The sequence below is a fragment of the Acinetobacter junii CIP 64.5 genome, assembly GCF_000368765.1.
Classification (GTDB): domain Bacteria; phylum Pseudomonadota; class Gammaproteobacteria; order Pseudomonadales; family Moraxellaceae; genus Acinetobacter; species Acinetobacter junii.
The window spans coordinates 574,860-596,246 of record NZ_KB849654.1; the positions used below are offsets into that span (position 1 = coordinate 574,860).

General features: G+C 36.6%; 15 protein-coding genes. 7 read left to right on the top strand and 8 right to left on the bottom strand.

Annotation, left to right across the window (positions count from 1 at the left end):
- Window positions 1–35: 35 nt before the first annotated feature.
- On the bottom strand, window positions 36–752 hold the full coding sequence (gene bfmR / locus F948_RS04270; protein WP_004914319.1) for a response regulator transcription factor BfmR: 717 nt from the start codon (window positions 750–752) through the stop codon (window positions 36–38).
- A 546-nt stretch (window positions 753–1,298) separates the two neighbouring features.
- Here bfmR and F948_RS04275 point away from each other — a divergent pair.
- The 4 genes from F948_RS04275 (at window position 1,299) to F948_RS04285 (ending at window position 6,295) form a co-directional block, all read left to right on the top strand.
- Window positions 1,299–4,133 carry a ribonucleoside-diphosphate reductase subunit alpha gene (locus F948_RS04275; protein WP_004960329.1) on the top strand — a complete coding sequence of 945 codons (2,835 nt, stop codon included), beginning with the start codon at window positions 1,299–1,301 and terminating at the stop codon, window positions 4,131–4,133.
- A 62-nt stretch (window positions 4,134–4,195) separates the two neighbouring features.
- Window positions 4,196–4,324 carry a hypothetical protein gene (locus F948_RS15940; protein ID WP_004960332.1) on the top strand — a complete coding sequence of 43 codons (129 nt, stop codon included), beginning with the start codon at window positions 4,196–4,198 and terminating at the stop codon, window positions 4,322–4,324.
- Window positions 4,325–4,667: 343 nt separating this feature from the next.
- Window positions 4,668–4,904 (top strand): CRISPR-associated endoribonuclease cas2, encoded by a 237-nt coding sequence (locus F948_RS04280; protein WP_004960334.1) that lies wholly within the window; start codon window positions 4,668–4,670, stop codon window positions 4,902–4,904.
- Window positions 4,905–5,011: 107 nt separating this feature from the next.
- The gene (locus tag F948_RS04285; RefSeq protein ID WP_004960336.1) at window positions 5,012–6,295 is read left to right on the top strand and encodes a ribonucleotide-diphosphate reductase subunit beta; all 1,284 of its coding nucleotides are present in this window, start codon (window positions 5,012–5,014) and stop codon (window positions 6,293–6,295) included.
- Window positions 6,296–6,418: 123 nt separating this feature from the next.
- Here F948_RS04285 and F948_RS04290 read toward each other — a convergent pair whose 3' ends face one another.
- From F948_RS04290 to F948_RS04310, 5 genes are all read right to left on the bottom strand, one after another.
- Window positions 6,419–9,661 carry an RNA-directed DNA polymerase gene (locus tag F948_RS04290; RefSeq protein WP_004960339.1) on the bottom strand — a complete coding sequence of 1,081 codons (3,243 nt, stop codon included), beginning with the start codon at window positions 9,659–9,661 and terminating at the stop codon, window positions 6,419–6,421.
- Window positions 9,662–9,676: 15 nt separating this feature from the next.
- Entirely contained in the window at window positions 9,677–12,100 is a 2,424-nt protein-coding gene (locus F948_RS04295; protein WP_004960341.1) for a restriction endonuclease subunit S, read from the bottom strand.
- A 15-nt stretch (window positions 12,101–12,115) separates the two neighbouring features.
- The gene (locus F948_RS04300; protein WP_004960344.1) at window positions 12,116–13,591 is read right to left on the bottom strand and encodes a type I restriction-modification system subunit M; all 1,476 of its coding nucleotides are present in this window, start codon (window positions 13,589–13,591) and stop codon (window positions 12,116–12,118) included.
- A gap of 53 nt (window positions 13,592–13,644) precedes the next feature.
- Window positions 13,645–16,023, bottom strand: coding sequence for an EcoAI/FtnUII family type I restriction enzme subunit R (gene hsdR, locus F948_RS04305; protein WP_004960345.1), 2,379 nt, complete (start codon window positions 16,021–16,023; stop codon window positions 13,645–13,647).
- A 282-nt stretch (window positions 16,024–16,305) separates the two neighbouring features.
- A protein-coding gene (locus F948_RS04310; protein WP_115636315.1) for an IS3 family transposase occupies window positions 16,306–17,381 on the bottom strand; the annotation gives its coding sequence in 2 pieces (ribosomal slippage) (window positions 16,306–17,129 and window positions 17,129–17,381; 1,077 coding nt in all).
- Between the two features lie 351 nt (window positions 17,382–17,732).
- Here F948_RS04310 and F948_RS04320 point away from each other — a divergent pair.
- Window positions 17,733–17,987, top strand: coding sequence for a hypothetical protein (locus F948_RS04320; RefSeq protein WP_004814619.1), 255 nt, complete (start codon window positions 17,733–17,735; stop codon window positions 17,985–17,987).
- Window positions 17,988–18,066: 79 nt separating this feature from the next.
- On the opposite strand, the gene F948_RS04325 is transcribed toward F948_RS04320, so the two are convergent.
- On the bottom strand, window positions 18,067–18,279 hold the full coding sequence (locus F948_RS04325; RefSeq protein ID WP_004281769.1) for a helix-turn-helix domain-containing protein: 213 nt from the start codon (window positions 18,277–18,279) through the stop codon (window positions 18,067–18,069).
- A gap of 256 nt (window positions 18,280–18,535) precedes the next feature.
- On the opposite strand from F948_RS04325, the gene F948_RS04330 reads away from it, so the two are divergent.
- Window positions 18,536–19,018: a hypothetical protein gene (locus tag F948_RS04330; protein ID WP_004960355.1), complete on the top strand. Its 483-nt coding sequence runs from the start codon at window positions 18,536–18,538 to the stop codon at window positions 19,016–19,018.
- Here F948_RS04330 and F948_RS04335 read toward each other — a convergent pair.
- A complete protein-coding gene (locus F948_RS04335; RefSeq protein WP_041525416.1) occupies window positions 18,986–19,918 on the bottom strand; it encodes an IS5 family transposase in 933 nt (310 codons plus the stop codon). The two genes, F948_RS04330 and F948_RS04335, sit on opposite strands and share 33 nt — an antisense overlap.
- 199 nt (window positions 19,919–20,117) lie before the next feature.
- On the opposite strand from F948_RS04335, the gene F948_RS04340 reads away from it, so the two are divergent.
- Window positions 20,118–21,359: an MFS transporter gene (locus F948_RS04340; protein ID WP_004960359.1), complete on the top strand. Its 1,242-nt coding sequence runs from the start codon at window positions 20,118–20,120 to the stop codon at window positions 21,357–21,359.
- Window positions 21,360–21,387 lie beyond the last annotated feature (28 nt).

Genomic DNA, 21,387 nt, shown 5'->3' on the forward strand with positions numbered 1-21,387 from the left:
ATCCCCCTTTCGTGAAAAAGAGGGATTCGGAGGATTTAGACCCCGTTGGTTTCTTTTACAAATAAATAACCTTTACTACGTACTGTTTTAATACGTTTAGGGTTTTCTGGATCATCACCGATTTTTGGACGAATACGTGAAATACGCACATCGATCGAACGATCTTGTCCATCGTATTCAATACCACGTAAGCGCTCAAAGATGTCTTCACGCGATAAAATGCGCCCTGCATTAGATGCTAATAACCATAATAAGTCATATTCAGCGCTAGTGAAGTCTACTAATTCGCCATTTAAAGTGACTGAGCGACCACCATTATCAATCACAAGATCATCAAATTCGATACGTTGAGCAACTTCATCTTCTACTGTTTTGTCAGTACGACGTAAAAGTGCGCGAATACGAGCCAACAACACACGTGGCTGTACAGGTTTAGCGACATAATCGTCCGCACCCATTTCTAAACCAAGTACCTGATCCATATCTTCAGTACGCGCTGTCAACATCAAGATCGGTTGATGGTAATGTGGGCGAACTTCACGACAAACTGTTAAGCCATCTGCGCCTGGTAACATCACATCAAGTACAACTAAATCTGGTTGTTCGCTAATAATACGACGAATGGCACGGTTACCATCTGTTTCAACACCAACCTCTAAACCATTACGGATTAAATACTCTTGTGTTAAACGCGCTAATCGTTCGTCATCTTCAACAATCAAAATCTTCGGTAACTTTTCTTCTTGGCTCATATGTTTGCCCCTACAATCAGAGAGAATCTATCTTTAAAAATCTGACAGATACATTGGTTTATGTTTTGCAATATACACACGTTTACATTGTAAACAAGTAGTCGTTCACCAAACTGATACACGGCAATATAGTTTTGTTATATTTTTATTAAAATTATGAATTTTAATAGGTTTTTAAATTTCAAGCTCAGTTTAAGAGCAGAATGAATTTTGAGTATAGATTTTGTACCAGTGTTAAACAATTTGTTTCTTAACTGATCGATACTGATTTAAGTGTTTGTTTTTTGAGTTATCCACAGAGTTATCTATAAGCCTTTTTAGGCGGCTTTGTTATGCTATGTGCCTGTGAATTCAGCAGTTAAGACATGAAAAAAAATTTACTAAAATGTCAAGGATTGATCTGCTGTTAAAAATCCCGTATCTTGTGTTGAAAATAAACTTTAACCACTAAGTATTGTGTTTATCCCTCAAACATCGTGGCATACTTTTTGCTCGATTCAAACGGTCCATGAACATAAAAATAGATGATAATGGAGCTATGCTGACATGAGCATCATCACTTCTACTCCTGGCCAACTTCAGGTTATTAAGCGCACTGGCGAAATTGCGACTTTTAATGCTGAGAAAATCTCTGTTGCGATTGGGAAAGCATTTTTAGCTGTTGAAGGTCAACAAGGAGCAGACTCAAGTCGCATCCATGACCGTATTTCTCAACTTACTGAAATGGTAATGAATACGTTTAAACGTCGTTTACCATCTGGCGGTACGATTCACATCGAAGAAATTCAAGATCAAGTTGAATTGGCACTCATGCGTACAGGCGAGCAAAAAGTTGCTCGTGCTTATGTGATTTATCGTGAACAACGTGCAACTGCTCGTCAGCAAACAGGTGCAAATCACCATCCAACATTGCAAATCACCGATCACAATGGTCAGCTCCAACCGTTGGATTTAGATGCGCTTACAGCAACGATTGAAACTGCAAGCGAAGGCTTGGAAGGCATTGACGTTCAAGCGATTGTCGATGAAACCGTTAAAAACCTTTATAACGGCGTAAAAGAAAGTGACATTGCAACAACGATGATGATGGCGACTCGTACGCGTATCGAACAAGAGCCAAATTATACTTATGTGACTGCACGCTTGTTATGTAATGAGCTTGTCGGCACTGGATTAGAATTCTTAGGTTTATCAACAGATACATCTGAGAATGATGCTTTAGAACCTTTCTTGAAGAAAGGGATCGAGCTTGATCTTTTATCTCCTGATCTTCTTAATTTTGACCTTGCTAAATTATCAGCAGCGATTCAACCTGAACGCTCAAATCAATTTACCTATCTAGGTCTACAAACTTTATTCGATCGTTACTTCATTCATTCAAATGGTGTACGTTTTGAATTACCACAATTATTCTTTATGCGTGTTTCAATGGGTCTCGCACTCAATGAAGAAAATAAAGAAGAGCGTGCAATCGAGTTTTATAACTTATTATCTAGCTTCGATTACATGGCATCTACGCCAACGCTATTTAACTCAGGTACATTACGCCCACAACTATCAAGCTGTTATTTAACAACAATTGGTGATGACCTATATGACATTTATGGTGCGATGCGTGACAACGCAATGCTTTCTAAATGGGCTGGTGGTTTAGGTAATGACTGGACACCTGTACGTGCTTTGAACTCATATATCAAAGGTACAAATGGTAAGTCTCAAGGTGTTGTTCCATTCCTTAAAGTAGCGAATGATACCGCAGTCGCTGTTAACCAAGGTGGTAAGCGTAAAGGTGCAGTTTGTGCGTACTTAGAAACTTGGCACTTAGATGTTGAAGAATTCCTAGAATTACGTAAAAACACAGGTGATGATCGTCGTCGTACTCACGACATGAATACAGCGAACTGGGTTCCTGATTTATTCATGCAACGTGTATTTGAAGATGCTGAATGGACATTATTTACACCTTCAGAAACGCCTGACCTACACGACCTAACAGGTGCTGAGTTTGCTGAACGTTATACACATTACGAAGCAGTAGCAAAAGAACAAAACATGCTACACAAGAAAGTACGTGCCAAAGACTTATGGCGCAAAATGCTTTCGATGTTATTTGAAACAGGTCATCCGTGGATTACATTCAAAGACGTATGTAACTTACGTTCGCCACAACAACACGTTGGTGTGGTGCACTCATCAAACTTGTGTACTGAAATTACATTGAACACAAGCCAAGATGAAATCGCTGTATGTAACTTGGGTTCGATTAACCTTGTACAACACGTTCAAGGTGGTGTGTTAGATCGTGAAAAATTAGCTCGCACGATTAAAACTGCGGTACGTATGCTCGACAACGTAATCGACATTAACTACTACGCTGTACCACAAGCGAAAAACTCGAACTTAAAGCACCGCCCTGTCGGTATGGGTATCATGGGCTTCCAAGATGCACTATATGAAATGGGCATTGCTTACGGTTCAGATGCAGCAGTTGATTTTGCTGATGAATCTATGGAAGTGATCAGTTACTACGCGATTCAAACATCAAGCGATCTTGCGCTAGAGCGTGGTGCTTACTCAACATTTAAAGGTTCATTGTGGGATCAAGGCATTCTACCAATCGACTCTTTAGAGTTAGTTGCTAAATCACGTCCTGAACGTATGTTCGAAGTTGATCGTACTCAACGTTTGGATTGGGATAGCTTACGTGCCAAAGTTCAAAAAGATGGTATGCGTAACTCAAATGTAATGGCGATTGCACCGACTGCAACGATTTCAAACATTTGTGGTGTGTCTCAGTCGATTGAGCCAACATTCCAAAACTTGTATGTGAAATCTAACCTTTCAGGTGAATTCACAGTGATCAACCCTTACCTTGTTCGTGCATTAAAAGAACGTGGTCTATGGGATACCGTGATGGTAAATGATCTGAAACACTTTGAAGGTTCAGTACAAAAGATTGCACGTATTCCTGAGGAATTGAAAGCAATCTTCGCGACAGCTTTTGAAGTGGAAACTCGTTGGATCGTTGATGCAGCATCACGTCGTCAAAAATGGATTGATCAAGCACAGTCGCTGAACCTTTACATCGCTGGTGCAAACGGTAAGAAACTTGACATTACCTATAAGATGGCATGGTTACGTGGTCTTAAAACGACTTATTACCTCCGTGCTTTGGGTGCAACTTCTGCTGAAAAATCAACAATCAATACGGGTGCATTGAACGCAGTTAAACCAGCATCAGTTGAGGCTCCTGTCGTTGCAGCTCAAGCGGTTGAAGAGAAGAAACCAGAAGCTCAAGTTGAAGAAGATGGTTTCACTACAGCAGCTCCAGTTCCAATGGCATGTTCAATTGACAATCCAGACTGTGAAGCTTGTCAGTAATTTAATCCAATAAAGCACCCTTCTTTATAGCAAGAAGGGTTCTAAAGATTAAGGCAAAGAGTATGATGACTATGACTCATAACTATATGTTGGGATTAGCTGTTCTGATCTTTGCCTTTATTTTCTTTTATGTACCGATGGTTTATGCATTTTTAGCCATTCGTAAACAACAGCGTAAGCAAAATAAGTAGTTTTAATCTACAGCGTTTAGTAAACGAATTACTTCTTTTGATTATGTAAAAATACAAAATCAAATGTAAATTGAAGATTGCGAAAGATAGATAGCAATTAGATATTTATAAACGATTTGAGAAAAATGTTGGGGATACGGCAATATCCCCCACACGATTCTCAGATAACCAAGAACTTGGTTGACTGATAGCTTTCTTAGCAGAAAGTAAAACGAATATTCGTTCACTTTGGGCTATGAGTCAACTGTTAATTTTCATCAATTAACTAACACTTTGTTTTAAGGAGCATTAAAGATGCGATTAGAAAAAAGTAACGTCTCGACCCAATTTGCAGGAGTATTTCATGCCGTTATGGTGTTTAAGCTACGATTTGAAGAATAAAACTCGCTCTCATTATTCTAAAATATATCAATTACTTAGAAACTATGATTGTGAGCGTTTACAACAATCGATTTGGTTACTTCGTACCTCAAAATCGATTGATGAAATCACAAATGATTTTAGGCATTGTGTTGATCAGAATGACCGTCTTGCGGTATTTCCAATCGACCAAAATTTGTTAAATATTTTGAAGGAGTAAAATACCCCTTATCATTTATTAGTATTAATAAATGATTTTGAAACAGTAGAATGACTATAATTATTCTACTGTTTCAGGGGTTCATTCCTTACAACTAGGAGAATCCCATGTCCATTTTAAGTTGGGACGATTTTGAAGATGATTCGCAAAAACCGACTACACCTGAACACAAGTCTGCGTCCCTCGACTCGCAAAAAACGGTTAATACGCAGATGGTATCTAATGCAGAGCAATCATCGCCGAGCATGGCAGCTGCACAACCCGTTGGAGCCAGTGCCAACCGAGCAACAAATCCAACCGATTCGTTGGCTAGAGCATCTGCAGCCCTAGATCATTTGGACGTTGCACCAGGCTTAGAAGAGCTTGAAATGGGTGCTCAGCGTGTACAAGTTGATGACAAAGCCATGATCAACTGTCGTGCGGATTTAAACCAACTTGTTCCATTCAAATATGAGTGGGCTTGGCAAAAATACTTGGATGGGTGTGCAAACCACTGGATGCCACAAGAAGTTAACATGAACCACGATATCGCACTTTGGAAGTCTGAAAATGGCTTAACCGAAGATGAGCGTACTATCGTTATGCGTTCTTTAGGTTTCTTCTCAACAGCAGATTCATTGGTTGCGAACAACTTGGTTTTGGCGATTTATCGTCATATTACAAACCCTGAATGCCGCCAATACATTTTGCGTCAAGCATTTGAAGAAGCGATTCACACGCATGCTTACCAATACTGTATCGAATCTTTAGGTATGGACGAAGGCGAAGTCTTCAACATGTACCGTGAGATTCCAAGTGTTGCACGTAAAGCATCATGGGGTTTGAAATATACTCAATCTTTAAGTGATCCTACATTCCACACAGGTACGCCTGAAAACGATCAACGTTTACTTCGTAACTTGATTGCATTCTACTGTGTATTAGAAGGTATTTTCTTCTACTGTGGTTTTACTCAAATCTTGAGTATGGGTCGTCGCAACAAGATGAATGGTGTTGCTGAGCAATTCCAATACATCCTGCGTGATGAATCAATGCACTTGAACTTTGGTATCGATATGATCAACCAAATCAAGATTGAGAACCCTCACCTTTGGACTGCTGAATTCCAACAAGAAGTGATTCAAATGATTCTTGAAGGTACGATGCTTGAGATCGAATATGCACGTGACACTATGCCACGCGGTGTATTGGGCATGAATGCAAGCATGATGGAAGAATATTTGAAGTTCATCTGCAACCGTCGTTTATCGCAACTTGGTTTACCAGAGCAATTCGCTGGTGTAACAAACCCATTTGCATGGATGTCTGAGATGATGGACTTGCGTAAAGAGAAGAATTTCTTCGAGACGCGCGTAACAGATTACCAAACAGGTGGTGCTTTGAGCTGGTAAGTATTTGCTCATCACGCTGAATGACAGATAATGCGAGATTTTTGACACATATTACGAGATTGTTACAAATTCCATCAACTACATTAATTCAAAAAAATAGAGCCTAATGGCTCTATTTTTTTGCTACTTAATTGGAGGTGATAGCTTTCTTGATTTTATAATTTCGAAACCTTCTGGTAATGGTTTAAATTTATCATTATCTTGTGTCCATCTTTTTGAATGACTTTGAAAAGCTCTTAACTCTTTTATGTCTAAAGTAGCTGCTACTACAAAGTCATTTTCTCCGCCTCGAACTCTTGCTAAATCACGATTGTAAGATTTTTTAGCTGGAACCCGAATTCGACTATCTCCGTACGACCTGTTATTTACAAGAATTGTATAAGCATGGACATCAAGAGCTGCTGACTCAATCAAAGTAGAGAATGTCTCTAAATCTTGATTCCAACTCAGAACTGAAAGGGCATCTACTTTTCCTTGGAAACTAATTCTTGCTTTACTATTTTGTAATTCAGAACAAACCATAACTCCAAAATGAAAATTATTGTGAATATAAATTGGCTTTCTTAGTGGTCTTCGAATACCATTTTTACCTCTTGGCTTTGTTATATCAAAATCCCACTCTTTACCATAAATACTAATTAAATCTTTATCTTCAGCTACAGCAGGTTCTAACTTAGGCTGCCAAATTTTAGAAAATGTTGAATAGCCTAAACGATTATCTGCTAGTATTAATACTGCTTCACTAATTAGTTTAGCATCTCCCGTATGGCGATATTCTGTTCCTGCAATAATACTAATTCCTAAAGAACAGAGTCTTAACGCAATACTATCAACCCAATCCAATGGTATAGATAATTCAGGAAATATTACATAATCGGGTTTAGGTTTTAATCTCAAAATATCATTAACTAAATCTGATATTCGTTGATATCTATCTAAACTCAAGTTAGGTTTATTTGCGGCTGAACTTGCCCAATCCTTTTGAGAAATTTTTAAATTAGTTAAAGCTACAATAACATTATCTTTGTTATTTGTTCCTATTCTTAAAAATCTACGTGGTTTTTTTGACTCTGAATTCTCCCTAATACTATAATTTTGTTTATCATTTTCCATTGCTAGCAAACTTGGTTTGATCCATACACCTCGTACAGCTTGTGTATAATTAGCCCAAATTAATGCAGGCCTAGTTGTACATACTTTTCCATCATTAGTTAAAAGACCAACACACTCAGGCGCTAATTCAGATATTTCTGAAGGAGTATAAGGTCTTGTGGGAAACAAATAAGGCATGTAGTTTTCATAGGAATATTTATTTTGATCAATATACTTTAGACGTTTTTTATAGGATGATTTAAGAAAATTTTGAAGTGATTCAAAACTAATTAAATCAATTTTTTTAAATGCTGTTTTAATTAATTTATTTTTCTCACTCAAAGAGCTTTCAAATAATTGCTTTGACTCTTTAAAGTTCAAAATTTCTTTATATGGAATTTTAGCTAAATCAGCCTTAGCAACTAATGGAGCATTGTTATAGAAATTATTAATATTTTGATCAAAATTCACTAAATCATTAAAAGAGTTTATATTATCAATTAATCTTTTAAAAAATAATTTTTCAATTTCCCTTTGTTTAGTTTCTTGCTCTTTAAATAATTTCTTAGAATCAAAATATTTTGTGGCCGCATCTATAAATAATATGGTTAAAGAACCTGCAATGTACTTCCATATATCTTCACGAAGCTGGCATTTTGTACCATTAATTTCACCCTGTGGTTCAAAAATCCGATCTTTTATAACATCTAGTGCTTTATAAGATTTTAGAACTATTTGCAGCGCTTGCTGCCATTCATTCAGACCAATAGCAAAGCCAAGAAGACGAGGCAAATATGTGAAGTGATCAAAAATAACATCTGCTCTCAAGATATGATTATGAGCAAATTGATAAAACTCATCTCTTTGCTCTTTCCATACCTTCGGTGGTAAATCTCTAGCAAGTGTTTCGACATGTCTTAACTGTAAAGACCAACTTAATCTTCTTATGGTTAAACCGTCTGCACGTCGTAATGTATCCGCATTTTCACCAACACTTCCAGCAGCGGATAGGACCTTTGCAGCTGTCGATTTATCCAATTGGTCAGGAGAAGGCATCAAACGATGTTCACTTGAAAGCTCATAAATATCTTTTTCGATACTATCAAGTAAATCTAATCCCATTTGCCCCTGTAAAATAAACAATTTTTGCTTGTTAGATTGCAAACGAATTTGGGTTTTATTATTTTTTAAATATGGTTGATTGATTGACCAATTATTAGTTTGATTAGCATCTTGTACTAAAACTTTACTTCCTAAACGCTCCCTTAAAAACTTCATCAATTTGTCACTATTTGTTATATTTCCAGTATCTTTTAAGACTAAGAACATATCATCTACATAGCGACCATAATGTATTGGAGTTAATTTCTCATTAATCAATTTATCCCACTGATGCAGTATCATATTAGAAATGATTCTACTAGCAGTTAAACCTATAGCTAATCCACCCGATATAGTTTCAGATTGATCTGAAATTTTTTTTGAAAAATTAACAGCTTCTTCAGCCCATTTTGTTAAAAAAATGGCTAACTGTTTAGTAAATAAAACTTCTTGGTTATTAAGCTCTTGACCAAAAGAATCACGAAGTTTTTTAGAAGAAATAATTTTCGGATCTATGTAATGATAATAACTTTTAAGATCCAAAGAGACAGCTATCACGCTATTATCTTTTTCTAATTCCTCTCTTATCGCATTTAACCCATCATTACGCCATTTTTGGTATGGTTGAAAATAAGGTAAAAAAGAACCTGTCGCACTAATATGGAAAGGCTTATACGTACTAATAGGAGAATCATTGTCTATTCGCTTAAGCCTTGCACCATAACAAGAATCTGTTAACTTTTCATCAAACTTCTCTCCAATCATATTAATCCATAAAGCAGAAATAATATGAGTTTCTACAGGGAAATCTCCTATTATTCGAAAAGATGGTTCCAATTTATTTTCAGAAAATAAATTATCTAATATTTTTTCAGGATTTGAGAAATGTACATGCCCTACAGAAGACGTATCTTTCTTTTCAATTTTTAATTTTTTTGGAACAACTCGAAAATCACCTAATAACCTTTTATTTACCTTAAATCCCTTCTCCTTCTTGAGTTGTGTGAGTAGATTATTCAAATTTTTTAGTAAATTTTGTTCATATCTTGCAAATTTTACAGCAGTCGGAAATGTATTTTCAAAAAAACAGTCTGCTTTAGCTTTTCTATAAGCGACTAATAAATCTTCTAGTTGAAGATTCTCCCACCCTCTGAAATTTGCTTGATAAGACATAATATCCCCTTTTAATTATACTAATGGTGTTATCAAATGTGTCTTCATCCAACTTAAACCATTTAACACTTCAGCTCTACTAAACCGTTTCTTCTCATCAGACCATGCATAAAAGTCTTTCAGAAGCTGCTCTTCGGTAACAGATGACTTTTTTTCTAACAAACGTAACCAGCAAGCAAAGAGAGTTGCTACAATTTCTATATGATCAGACTTACTCGTTCTAAAAAGTCCTATTAAGTCATAAATTTCAGATACATCTTTAGCAAAATACCTATTAAATGCTGATCTATGATCATTACATCTACTGAGAGGTTTGTACTTTAAGTCTCGCTTAGGATCGTAACTAAACCACTCACGATCTTTAAACTCTTTATCTAAATAACGTGCCATAACTGGATCATATGGACCAGCGGCATGTTGTTTAAAGTCAGCAGCTAAATCCATATGCTTTAACTGTTGGCACAGATAAATCAACTTTTGCAGTTTTAAATGACCAAAAGTTGGCTCTGTATGCAACTGAAACGTGATTTCAGCAGCTAAAGATAAAAGCTTCAAATCATCGTCAACGCTTTCATCTGCAAACAAATCAATTTGATCAGTACTTTTTTGCTTCGAATTTTTAACTATCTCAATTGGCTTTTCAAACTGAATAATATTGTCTGTAGTTTGAGATTCGTTATTATCTTTTGAATCAAGCAAAGCATTAACAATCAAACTATCCGCTAAATGCAGTTTATTTTTTTGTAATTTTCTTAAAGATACTTGCAGAGAATCTATTATAGAATTTAATATTTCAACTTTCTTTATAATACGTTTTTGTTCAGTCAATGATGGTAAAGGAATTAAAAATTGAGATAATTTTCCAATACTTAAACCCTCTCTGGATACACCAACTTGTACATCCATAACAAGTTTTTGAATATAAGATGAGCGTAAAACCAAATGCAAGAAAGGTGCTAGATCTTTATCAATACTTCTAACAATCGTTACATGCTGACTAACATTCGCAGTTTCAAAATCAGTTGCCACTAATGCGCATCGACCTATTGACCCACCTGTTATATTAAATAACAAATCATTAGCTTGTACATGAGTCCCTGACATTTTTTCATGTGTCCCTTCAGAGATAAAAGCAACATCATCTAATGCCAAGCCATCATTCCAAACATTTTGTGAGCGTAAAAAGGGAATACCTGAATCTACATATACCTCTTTGCCACCTTTTGGTGTACTTCCTGCACCAATTTTTGAAGTCAAAGAATCTAGTCGCGCCCAAACCCAGTTATGGGGAATTTCATATTGCTTTTCTTCATTACTTATTTCAAGCAAAGGCTTCGACTTCTTAATCTTTCCTTCTTTTATTAACTTCGCTTTCTCTTCAGTAATTTGTTTTAGCAACTCACTTGCTGGCTCATCATTTGGGTCTTGTTTTACCAACTTCCCCATAACTGCTAGCTGCAAAATCGTTTGCTTTAGCTGGTCGATACTGTATTCAGTAGTAAATAGCAGATCAAAATTTTCTGAAATACGTTGCCAATTCTGTTGAAACTCATCAACATCGGATGAATTAGTCAAAACATTTAATAACGTATCAACTAATTGATCATGTGCTTCTGAGCTTAAATTTTGCTGCTCTTCAAGTTGATCACAAAGTTGCATTAGTTCATCAACTTTAGTAACTATACGTTGTTGTTCATCTAATGGAGGAATTGGAATAGGTGTATTTCTTAATGCATTAAGAGATACGAAAGATTGCACTGCACCTTGAGCATTCGCTTTCAAATGATCTGTAATATAAATCAGATATTTTAAAACATATCTGATGTTTGTAATCTCACGCTGATAAGGTTTAAATAATGCAACATTTTTAACACTAAACTCTTGATAGGTATCAACTAATACTGGATTACCAATACTACCAATCATAGCAAATAAAATATCACCGAACTCAACTTTAGATCTTATCGAAATAGATTCATGATCTTTTTTAGAAATATACTTAACATCTGTAAAATCTAGTTTACCACTTGAGATATTTTTACTAGTTATAAGTGGATATCCTTTCTCAATATACTTAGGAGTATCATGAGTTCCATCTCTTACATCCAAGTAATCCTGTAATGTAAGCCATGTCCAGCTTGATGGAATAATATACTTTTCTTCAATAGGTAGTTTTTTTGATTTTTTTATTACACCTTTATCAATTAATTTTTGCTTAAATTCGTTCAATTCTTTTATTAGCACTTGAGAACTTTCTAAAGAATTTCTAGTAGATAATTTGCCCTTGAATGCCAAGTCTAAAATCAATTCACGTAATTTCTGCACACCATAAATTGAATTACTAGAACCTGAACTACGTCCACGTCCCGACTTTTTTTCAGTTTCCGCTGTTAACCAAATATCTAAATGCTCAGTAATGAGTTTCTTAACATCTGTCATTTTACTCATCCCGAACTATTGACCTAAAGATTCATCTAAAATTGCTTTTAATTGCTGACGAATTTTAGCAACCTCAGCTTCAAAGCTCTCATATTTAGCCAAAAGCTGTTCAGGGTCTTTTACATCCTCTTCAACTTGATGCGGATTTTTTATATCAAGGTTATAGCCGCGACCAATAATATCTTGAAGTGATACTTTCCATGCTTGTTCATTTGCTATACGACTTGCAAAGCCATCACTTTCTTTCCCCCACCATGCTTTTAAAGTGTCGAACTCCTTAAGCTGAAGCGGTTTAGTTTTGTTATAGGCTTTTACACCCTGTGGTAATTGGTGCTCATAGAACCATATATGTTCTGTTTTCTTCCCCTTGGTAAAGAATAAGATATTGGTACTAATCGATGTATATGGTGCGAATACAGACTTAGGTAAACGAACAATCGTATGAAGATTACAATCTGCCATTAATTTTTCTTTAATGGCTGTTTTGATGCCCTCACCAAACATAAAACCATCAGGCAATACCACTGCTGCACGACCATGCACTTTTAAAAGCTGAATGATCAACACCATAAATAAATCGGCAGTTTCACGAGTCTGAAATTTTGAAGGGAAATTCTTCTCAATGCCTTGTTCTTCAGTACCACCAAATGGAGGATTAGTCAGAACTACATCTACACGTTTATCTGTTCCCCATGAAATCAAAGGGTACGATAAAGTGTTGTCTCTACGGATTTGTACAGGTACATCAATACCATGCAGAATCATATTGGTTGTACATAGCAAATGCGGCAAAGGCTTCTTTTCAATTCCATAAATACTATTTTGTAATATCTTTTCATCTTCAGCAGTTTGAACATAGTTTTCACGCTTATGTTCAATTGCAGAAGTAAGGAACCCACCTGTACCGCACGCAGGATCAAGCACAGATTCACCTAATTGAGGATCGATCATCTGCGTCATAAAAGTTGTGACTGCACGTGGAGTATAAAACTCACCTGAGTTTTTGGCAGCCTGTAAATCACGTAATAACTGTTCGTAAATATCACCGAAGGCATGACGTTCTTTAGATTTATTAAAATCAAAGCCCTTTTGAATCTGGTTAATGACTTTACGAATCAAACCTCCAGATTTCATATAGTTATATGCATCAGCAAATACATTTTGTACTACACGAGCGCATGGATCATCGTTTTCAACAGCTAGATTTTGTAATGCTGGGAACAATTCATTGTCGATGAAATCTTTAAGCTCATCTCCTGTCATACCTTCATCATTCGCAGCCCAATTGCGCCAACGAAATTTTTCAGGAATCGGGGATTTAAAAGTTGTCCCTTCCAATAAAGCTAAAGTTGCTAGTTCATTCTCTCGATCATCAACAACCTTAAGGAACAACATCCACACCAACTGCCCAAGACGTTGCACATCACCATCAACGCCCACATCTTCACGCATGGTATCTTGAATGGATTTAATTGTTCCTGAAATGCTCATATTACAACTGCATTAAACTTAAAAATTTGGCGGCAATTGTATCAATCCAGTGATTAAGATGCATCCTCATATAAATGATCTCCTAGCTCTTTTAAAGCATTTGTATATGCTTCAACCGACCCAAATGACTGAATAATTTCAATGATTGATCCCATTTGGTTAAAAGGCGGAATTTGTAAAATCTTTACATCTTCAATTGGCTCAATCCCCTGATCTGCGTATTTATCTAGTAAGGCATCTAATACCTGACGAGCCTGATCATTATATTTGGTGAAATAGTTGCGTTTACGTACATTATTAGCACGTTCTTTTTTAGTCAAAGCAGGCTGATCGAAAGCAATATGACAAATCATATCGAAAGGATCAAAATCTTTCCCAACCTCATCCTCTAATGCTTCAAAAATTACGCCTTGTTTCTTAAACTCATCAATAATTAAAGACTTTTTAGCAGTACCTTTCCATTTTCTTAAAAATGCATCTAAAGATTCATAGTCTTTTAAAATATGCTGGCGTGTATAGTCTTTCAGTGATTCAGTAACTAATTTTCCATCGTTATCATAAAACTGAACCCGCTCTCCAATCACATTAACGGCAACATCATTTACATAGAATTTTCTTGGTGGTTCACCACCACCGTCACCTGTATCCTCACCATCAGAAGTACCCCCTATTGTTGAATCATCATCAGGATAATCTGTATCATCACCTTCATCTCCAATATCTGGCTCATCAGGTGGTACTACAGGTTCATCTGATTTAGGTTCATAAATGACAACAGGCTCACCATCAAAAGCTGGATCACTAAAAAGCTCTGTAGCTTTTTTGAAATCCATAATCGTAAACCACGTTTTTCCGAACTCTTCATTGATACGCGTACCACGACCAATCATTTGTTTAAATTCAGTCATAGACTTAATATGCTGATCAAGCACAATCAATTTACAAGTCTCTGAATCCACCCCTGTGGTCATCAATTTGGAGGTTGTTGCTATAACGGGATAACGTTCTTCGGGATTAATAAAGTTATCTAGTTCAGCCTTACCCTCTTTATCATCGCCTGTAATACGCATGACAAATTTACGGTTTTCTTTAACTCGCTCAGGATTCAAATTAACCAATGCTTGACGCATCCGTTCTGCATGATCAATATCATCACAAAACACAATTGTTTTGGCATAAGGATCTGTATTAACTAAAAACTCTGTAATTTTTTGAGCAACAATTTCTGTACGACTCTTTAAAACAAGCCCTTTATCCATATCTTTAAGATTATAGATGCGATCAGTAATTTCATTGCCATGCTGATCCTTTTTGCCTTTCTCTGGTCGCCATCCTTGTAGGTCTTTATCTAGATCGATACGCACAACTTTATAAGGTGCAAGGAAACCATCTTGAATCCCTTGTTTCAACGTATAGGTATAAACTGGATCACCAAAATATGTAATGTTTGAAGTATCTTTGGTTTCTTTTGGGGTCGCTGTTAAACCAACATGAGTAGCTGAACTAAAGTATTCTAAAATTTCACGCCATGATGAATCTTCTTTTGCACTTCCTCGATGACATTCATCAATCACAATTAAGTCGAAAAACTCAGGACTAAACTGCTTATAAATATTTTTTTCTTCTTCCGAACCTGTTACCGCCTGATAAAGAGAGAGATAAATTTCATAACTTTTATCAATCATACGCTTAGAAATTTTAGTCATGTGCTGACCAAAAGGTTTGAAATCTTTGTTTTTGGTTTGGTCTACTAAAATATTTCTATCAGCTAAAAATAAAATCCGTTTTTTCGCACCAGCTTTCCATAGACGCCAGATAATTTGAAAAGCTGTATAGGTTTTTCCTGTACCTGTTGCCATAACAAGCAAAATGCGATTTTGCCCACGCGCGATTGCTTCAATTGTTTTATTAATTGCATTAACTTGGTAATAACGAGGCATACGTCCTGATCCATCGTCATAATATGGGTATTCAACAATTTGTTTAGATTCAGGGGTAGTCAAACCATTATATTGCTCATACAGCTTCCATAATCGCTCAGGGGAGGGAAATTCATCTAATTCTAGTTCTTGTTCAACTTTTCCAAATAATCCCGTTTGGTCATGGAATAAGAAGCCATCACCATTACTTGAAAAAACAAAAGGTACTTGTAAACAATCAGCATAAGCTAAAGCCTGCTGCATACCAGACCCCAGACTATGATTATTATCTTTGGCTTCAATAACTGCTAAAGGAATATTCTTCTTATAGTAAAGAACATAATCGGCACGTTTTCGCTCACCACGAGTGTGTAGCTTCCCACGTACCATGATTTGACCATTGGTAAAAGTTACTTCTTCACGAATTTGGTGCGCAGTCCATCCAGCTTGTTCTAAGGCAGGATTGATAAATTTACTACATATATCTCGTTCAGATAGTTTCTTCTTATCCATTCTAAAACCATGTATTTGATTCTTATAATTAGAATAATGAATTTTGGAAACTATTGATAGTTAATCAATAGGTTAATAATTTCAGTATATGAAAATGATTTATCCTTAGAACAGCTATGTAATGAAGTTTTGTGAGTAACAAAAATGAATTGAAACAATACACAATTAGATAGCCGACGGCCTAATAATACATTGGAGTGTACACCAAAAATTGGAGATATTATTAAATACATTCTATCTCATGGTAATCCTCCCATAAATAACCGAAGTTAAAAGTAGAGGTTAAGCAGCCATTAGAGGTGGCTTTCCTTTGTTAGCTTGATGTGGTCTTTCATGGTTGTAATGCCACAACCAGTTTGTTGCATAATCTTGTACTTCATCCAAAGTATCAAATAAATGCTTGCTCAGCCAACTATAACGTATGGTCCGATTATAGCGTTCAATATACGCATTCTGCTGTGGCTTACCCGGTTGAATATATTCAATACGAATACCGTGCTCAGTAGCCCAGCGCACAAATTCGTGACTGATAAATTCGGGACCATTATCGCATCGGATCACTAACGGTTTTTCTCTCCACTCCAGCAATTGATTCAACGTACGAATAACCCTGATTGTGGGCAATGAGAACCCTGCTTCAATGGCTAGGCCTTCGCGGCGGTAATCATCAATCACATTCAATAATCGAAACTTGCGACCATCGGAAAGCTGATCATGCATAAAATCTAATGACCAAACCTGATTTTCTCGGATTGGTTCTTTCAATGGTTCAGGCGCATGCCGTTTTAGTCTTCTTCTCGGTTTAATACGCAGATTCAGTGCCAACTCACAGTAAATGCGGTAAACCCGCTTGTGATTCCAGCAGCAACTCCCAACATGCCGTAAATACGAGAAGCACAAACCAAAGCCCCAATCGGAATTTTCCTCAGTGAGTTCAATGAGCTGTTCAGCAATGAGTGCATTGTCATCGCTGAGATTGGCTTGATAGCGGTAGTAGGTTTCACTAATGCCAAATGCTTTACAAGCCAAACGAATACTAATGGCATGCTGGGCAACTGCCTGTTGTGCCATCTTACGCCGGCAAGATGGCTTTACCACTTTTTTGCCATCGCTTCCTGGATGATTTCGGCCTTTAATCGCTCTTCCGCATACATCTTTTTAAGTCTGGTATTTTCGGCTTCTAGCTCTTTCAGTCGAGCCATTAATGATGTATCCATACCACCATATTTGGCACGCCATTTATAAAAGGTAGCATTACTCATGCCATGTTCACGGCAAAGGGTCGCTACAGGTGTGCCAGATTCTGCCTGTTTCAAGATGGACATGATCTGACTGTCAGTAAATTTAGATGTTTTCATGCAGAATCTCCTGCTCGTATCTTAAGAGAAAATTCTACTTTTAGATCCTATTATTTTTAGGGGGGATTACCTCATGAAAGAACTCAAAGAAGTAATTCATTACAGTAAAAACATGTTGGATCTTTTTTTATTTTTCAATTTATTAGGAAATTTGAAAAAAATTTCATAAAAAACATGCCAATTTGCGCATCAACAGTAAGCTATTCATAGGCATGGCAGGTATGTTGTTGATAAGATGACAGTCTAGGAATATTTATTTAATTATTTTTATAATTAAATGGGTGACGGTAACCTTCCCAAAGGATATGAATAACACTATTAACCCAATTTAATCGATTTAAGGTTTTAGATATGACAATTGAAAACCCAGAGAACGAACGTGAAATAGCTAAAGCTGCCGCTCTTGTGCTTCAGAACCGCTTTATTGAAGTTACACGTACTAGAACAGTACTCTATGTAAAGAATGATATCGTATGGAGTAAAGCTCCCAATAGCGAACCTGTATTGGTCAAAAAGTTATCCGGACGCAATCCAGATCTTGCGAAAAGGTTTGCTGGCCGAGGGACTTACAAAATTAAAAAACGTGGTAATGATTTTATTACCTAATAGTAGTCTATCTTTGAACGCATACTATTCATATTCAAGATAGATAATTATAAAAATAATAGTAAAGCTAGAAGCCTCATTAGTCTTTAGGCAGCAAATCATGTGGTGCAACTTTAAGTATTTGTGCAATCTCATAGAGCTTTAGTACCGTGATATTTACTTCTCCTCGCTCAATACGTCCCACATAACTACGATCGATATTGCAAAGTAATGCTAATTTTTCTTGAGTAATTTTCTGCTCAATTCGACAATTCCGAATAGCATGTCCAATTTTCTGTGCTAAATCGTTCATAAGTTCTATTCCTATAAAGAATAGAACTATTCATTTTTGAGGACTAAGTATCCACGGCTTATAATCCTCATTGTTATTAAATTTTTGATACTAAAAATAATTCTGAGCCAGAATTTCTATGCAAACTTCTAATGCTAAGGTCATAAGCAAGTAATTACTCAAAATTTATACACCCATAACCACATACTTTGCTTTGAATATAAAACTCCAGATGAAAAAGGACTATAATCCTCTTTTTTTCCACTATGTGATTTAGATGAACGAAATCAAGCACCCTCTTAAAGAACAGTTTCTTCTGTTGCTTGAAAATGATATTTTCTTGATATGGTTCAAACCAAAAGATCTTTGGGCATACTTCGAAGGTGCTCCTGACTCATCAAAATGGCAAATCTACTCTTTCATTAAACAATTAGTAAAATTTGGCTATTTAAAAAAAGTCTACGACGAATTAGGGAATCAATATTATTCAGAAACCGATAAGTTGAGTGATTTTAGAATTAGTCATTGCAAAGAAAAAGCAAAAACAACATTAACAGAAAAATTAAGATTACTCGACCAAGAAAAAGCTGAAAAACATTTTGAAATACAAATAACTAGAGAGCTAAGCAAACAACTACCAGAAATTAATTATTGTTTTAAAAACTACATAAAAGAGGCTTTGTTGCACAAAGATTTGAAATGCAAAGCGCCCCTAATTGAGCCAAATTTAAGGCGTAACTTGGGTAAGTGGTCGACCTAATTCCGTAAATCTGTTAAGAACTGCTACACGTGCATGGATCTCATTCACTTGGCTATCAAAACTCCTTGCACTGAGTTTATCTCCTAATAATTTGATGCAATGCATCTTAGTTTCAACCAAACTTCGCCGATGATAGCCTGACCATTTTTTCCATAGTGTCCTGCCTAAACGCTTAACTGTTCGAAGTAATTCATTTCGCTCTAGCGAGCTACTCTTTGTATCTTTCCATGGTTTCGCATTTTTTCTAAGTGGAATCACCGCATGCCCTTGCCGATCTGCAATGACCTGACGGCATTGCTTGGTGTCATAAGCTCCATCGGTATAAACAGAGTCAATCTGCTCATCTTGTGGAATCTGATTAAGTAAATCACCAAGCACCTGTGAATCACTGACATTATTGGTTGTAAGCTGAACTGCTCGTATTTGTAGGGTTTTAGCATCTATACCAATATGAAGTTTACGCCATTGGCGACGATATTCAGGTCCATGTTTCTTGCGCTTCCATTCGCCCTCACCTAGAAACTTCATGCCTGTAGAGTCCATGAGTAGATGCAGCCCATCACGACTTTTTTGGTAGCTGATTACAATATCAATATGCTTTTGTCTTCTACAAAGCGTGGTGTAATCTGGAGCTATCCAATTTAATCCGCAAAGTTTAATCAGACTTTGCACAAAGCCAGTAACCATACGTAAAGACAGACGGAATAAGGATTTAATCATTAAGCAGCATTGGATGGCTGCGTCGGAGTAGGTTTGATTTCGCCCTTGTTTGCCTTTTGATGGAGCATACCATTGCGTAGCAGGATCAAACCAAATGGCAATATTTCCGCGACTCATAAGTGCTCGGTTATATGCGGGCCAATTGGTTGTGCGGTAGATTTTGTGTGTAGGCTTCTTCATTTGAAAATTATATCGCTGAAAAAGCCTTTACAGATAGGTTTGTGCAACAAAGCCGATTTGAACTATACAACGCCTAAAAACTTGGTACCTACAAAACAAGTTGCAAAAGTCGAAGCTGCTGCACATTAAGCATGCTTAAACTGAAACAGAAAGGGATGAGTTTCGACTCTTCCCTTTTTTATTTTCTCATTTTTGAATTATGTCCACTGATTGTTCTCATTCTGCCTTTGCGGTATTTCGTTGTCGTGATTTTTCATTTTTAACGATAAATCAAGCTTGTTTGACATTTGCTGTGTTGATACAAGAAATCGTTATCGCCTTTCAACTGTATCAAATTACCAAGAATCCATTGATGCTTGGTTTGGTAGGTCTGATGGATTTTATTCCATTTTTGGTATTGTCCTTGTGGGGTGGTTATATTGCAGATCGTTTCAATCGTCAGCGGATTTTACAGCTTAGTTTTAGTCTAGCAATTCCATTATCAATCGCACTTTGGATTTGTTTTGATCTATTTGAGCATGATCATATCAATGCCAACATTCTACTGATTTCTACCTTCGGGATTTTATTCTTATTTGGATGTATTCGAGGAATTTACAGCCCTTGTTTTAATTCACTGCGCCCTTTTATTGTCCCAGAACATTTATATGCCCGTGCAGCCACTTGGACCAGCATGTGCTGGCAAGTATGTGGCATTCTAGCACCAGTCATTGGAGGATTATTGCTTGCACATTTGCGCTTATCCGTAGTGTTTAGCGTTATTACAAGCTTATTCCTCATAGGTAGCTTAGCTTTATGGGCTCTAACAAGTAGAACTTTTCCTGAGATGCAATCCGAGTCTGCCTTACTCAGTATCAAAGAAGCTTTTCTCTATATTCGTAAAACTAAAATTATTTTTTGGGCAATGTTTCTTGATTTAAGTTCAGTATTTTTTGGAGGAGTAATTGCCCTATTGCCTATTTTTGCCAGTGATATTTTGCATGTCGGAGCAACAGGTTTTGGAATATTACGCTCGGCACCAGCCTTCGGTGCTTTATTGACTATGCTGATTTTGGTTCGATATCCTCCAAAATATCAGCCATGGAAAATCATGTTGCTTAGCCTTACTGGTTTTTCATTATGTACTTTGTTATTTGCTGTTACTAGATATTACTTTTTATCTGTCGTGTTTCTCATTATTATAGGTTCGTGTGATAGTGTTAACATTATTATCCGCCAAACTTTACTGCAACTCATTCCCCCACGAGACATGCTTGGTCGTATCGCAGCGATTAATGGCATCTTTGTGACATCAAGTAATGAGCTTGGTGCTTTGCACTCAACGCTAATGACACGTTTCCTCACGGTTGTGCCAGCAGTTCTGATTGGTGGCTCACTTTCTTTAGCTTGTGTTGTTTTAGCAAAATTTAAGACCAAAGACCTCATGCGGTTTCACTTTTAGCTTTGCTTGACTACGCTTTCAAATCGTT

Coding starts and splice junctions, on each gene's coding strand:
- F948_RS04335 (WP_041525416.1), bottom strand. CDS start 19,918: ATGAAGAAGCCTACACACAAAATCTACCGCACAACCAATTGGCCCGCA.
- F948_RS04300 (WP_004960344.1), bottom strand. CDS start 13,591: ATGAGCATTTCAGGAACAATTAAATCCATTCAAGATACCATGCGTGAA.
- F948_RS04280 (WP_004960334.1), top strand. CDS start 4,668: ATGCCGTTATGGTGTTTAAGCTACGATTTGAAGAATAAAACTCGCTCT.
- F948_RS04290 (WP_004960339.1), bottom strand. CDS start 9,661: ATGTCTTATCAAGCAAATTTCAGAGGGTGGGAGAATCTTCAACTAGAA.
- F948_RS04275 (WP_004960329.1), top strand. CDS start 1,299: ATGAGCATCATCACTTCTACTCCTGGCCAACTTCAGGTTATTAAGCGC.
- F948_RS04285 (WP_004960336.1), top strand. CDS start 5,012: ATGTCCATTTTAAGTTGGGACGATTTTGAAGATGATTCGCAAAAACCG.
- F948_RS04330 (WP_004960355.1), top strand. CDS start 18,536: ATGAACGAAATCAAGCACCCTCTTAAAGAACAGTTTCTTCTGTTGCTT.
- bfmR (WP_004914319.1), bottom strand. CDS start 752: ATGAGCCAAGAAGAAAAGTTACCGAAGATTTTGATTGTTGAAGATGAC.
- F948_RS04325 (WP_004281769.1), bottom strand. CDS start 18,279: ATGAACGATTTAGCACAGAAAATTGGACATGCTATTCGGAATTGTCGA.
- F948_RS04320 (WP_004814619.1), top strand. CDS start 17,733: ATGACAATTGAAAACCCAGAGAACGAACGTGAAATAGCTAAAGCTGCC.
- F948_RS15940 (WP_004960332.1), top strand. CDS start 4,196: ATGATGACTATGACTCATAACTATATGTTGGGATTAGCTGTTCTGATC.
- hsdR (WP_004960345.1), bottom strand. CDS start 16,023: ATGGATAAGAAGAAACTATCTGAACGAGATATATGTAGTAAATTTATC.
- F948_RS04295 (WP_004960341.1), bottom strand. CDS start 12,100: ATGACAGATGTTAAGAAACTCATTACTGAGCATTTAGATATTTGGTTA.
- F948_RS04340 (WP_004960359.1), top strand. CDS start 20,118: ATGTCCACTGATTGTTCTCATTCTGCCTTTGCGGTATTTCGTTGTCGT.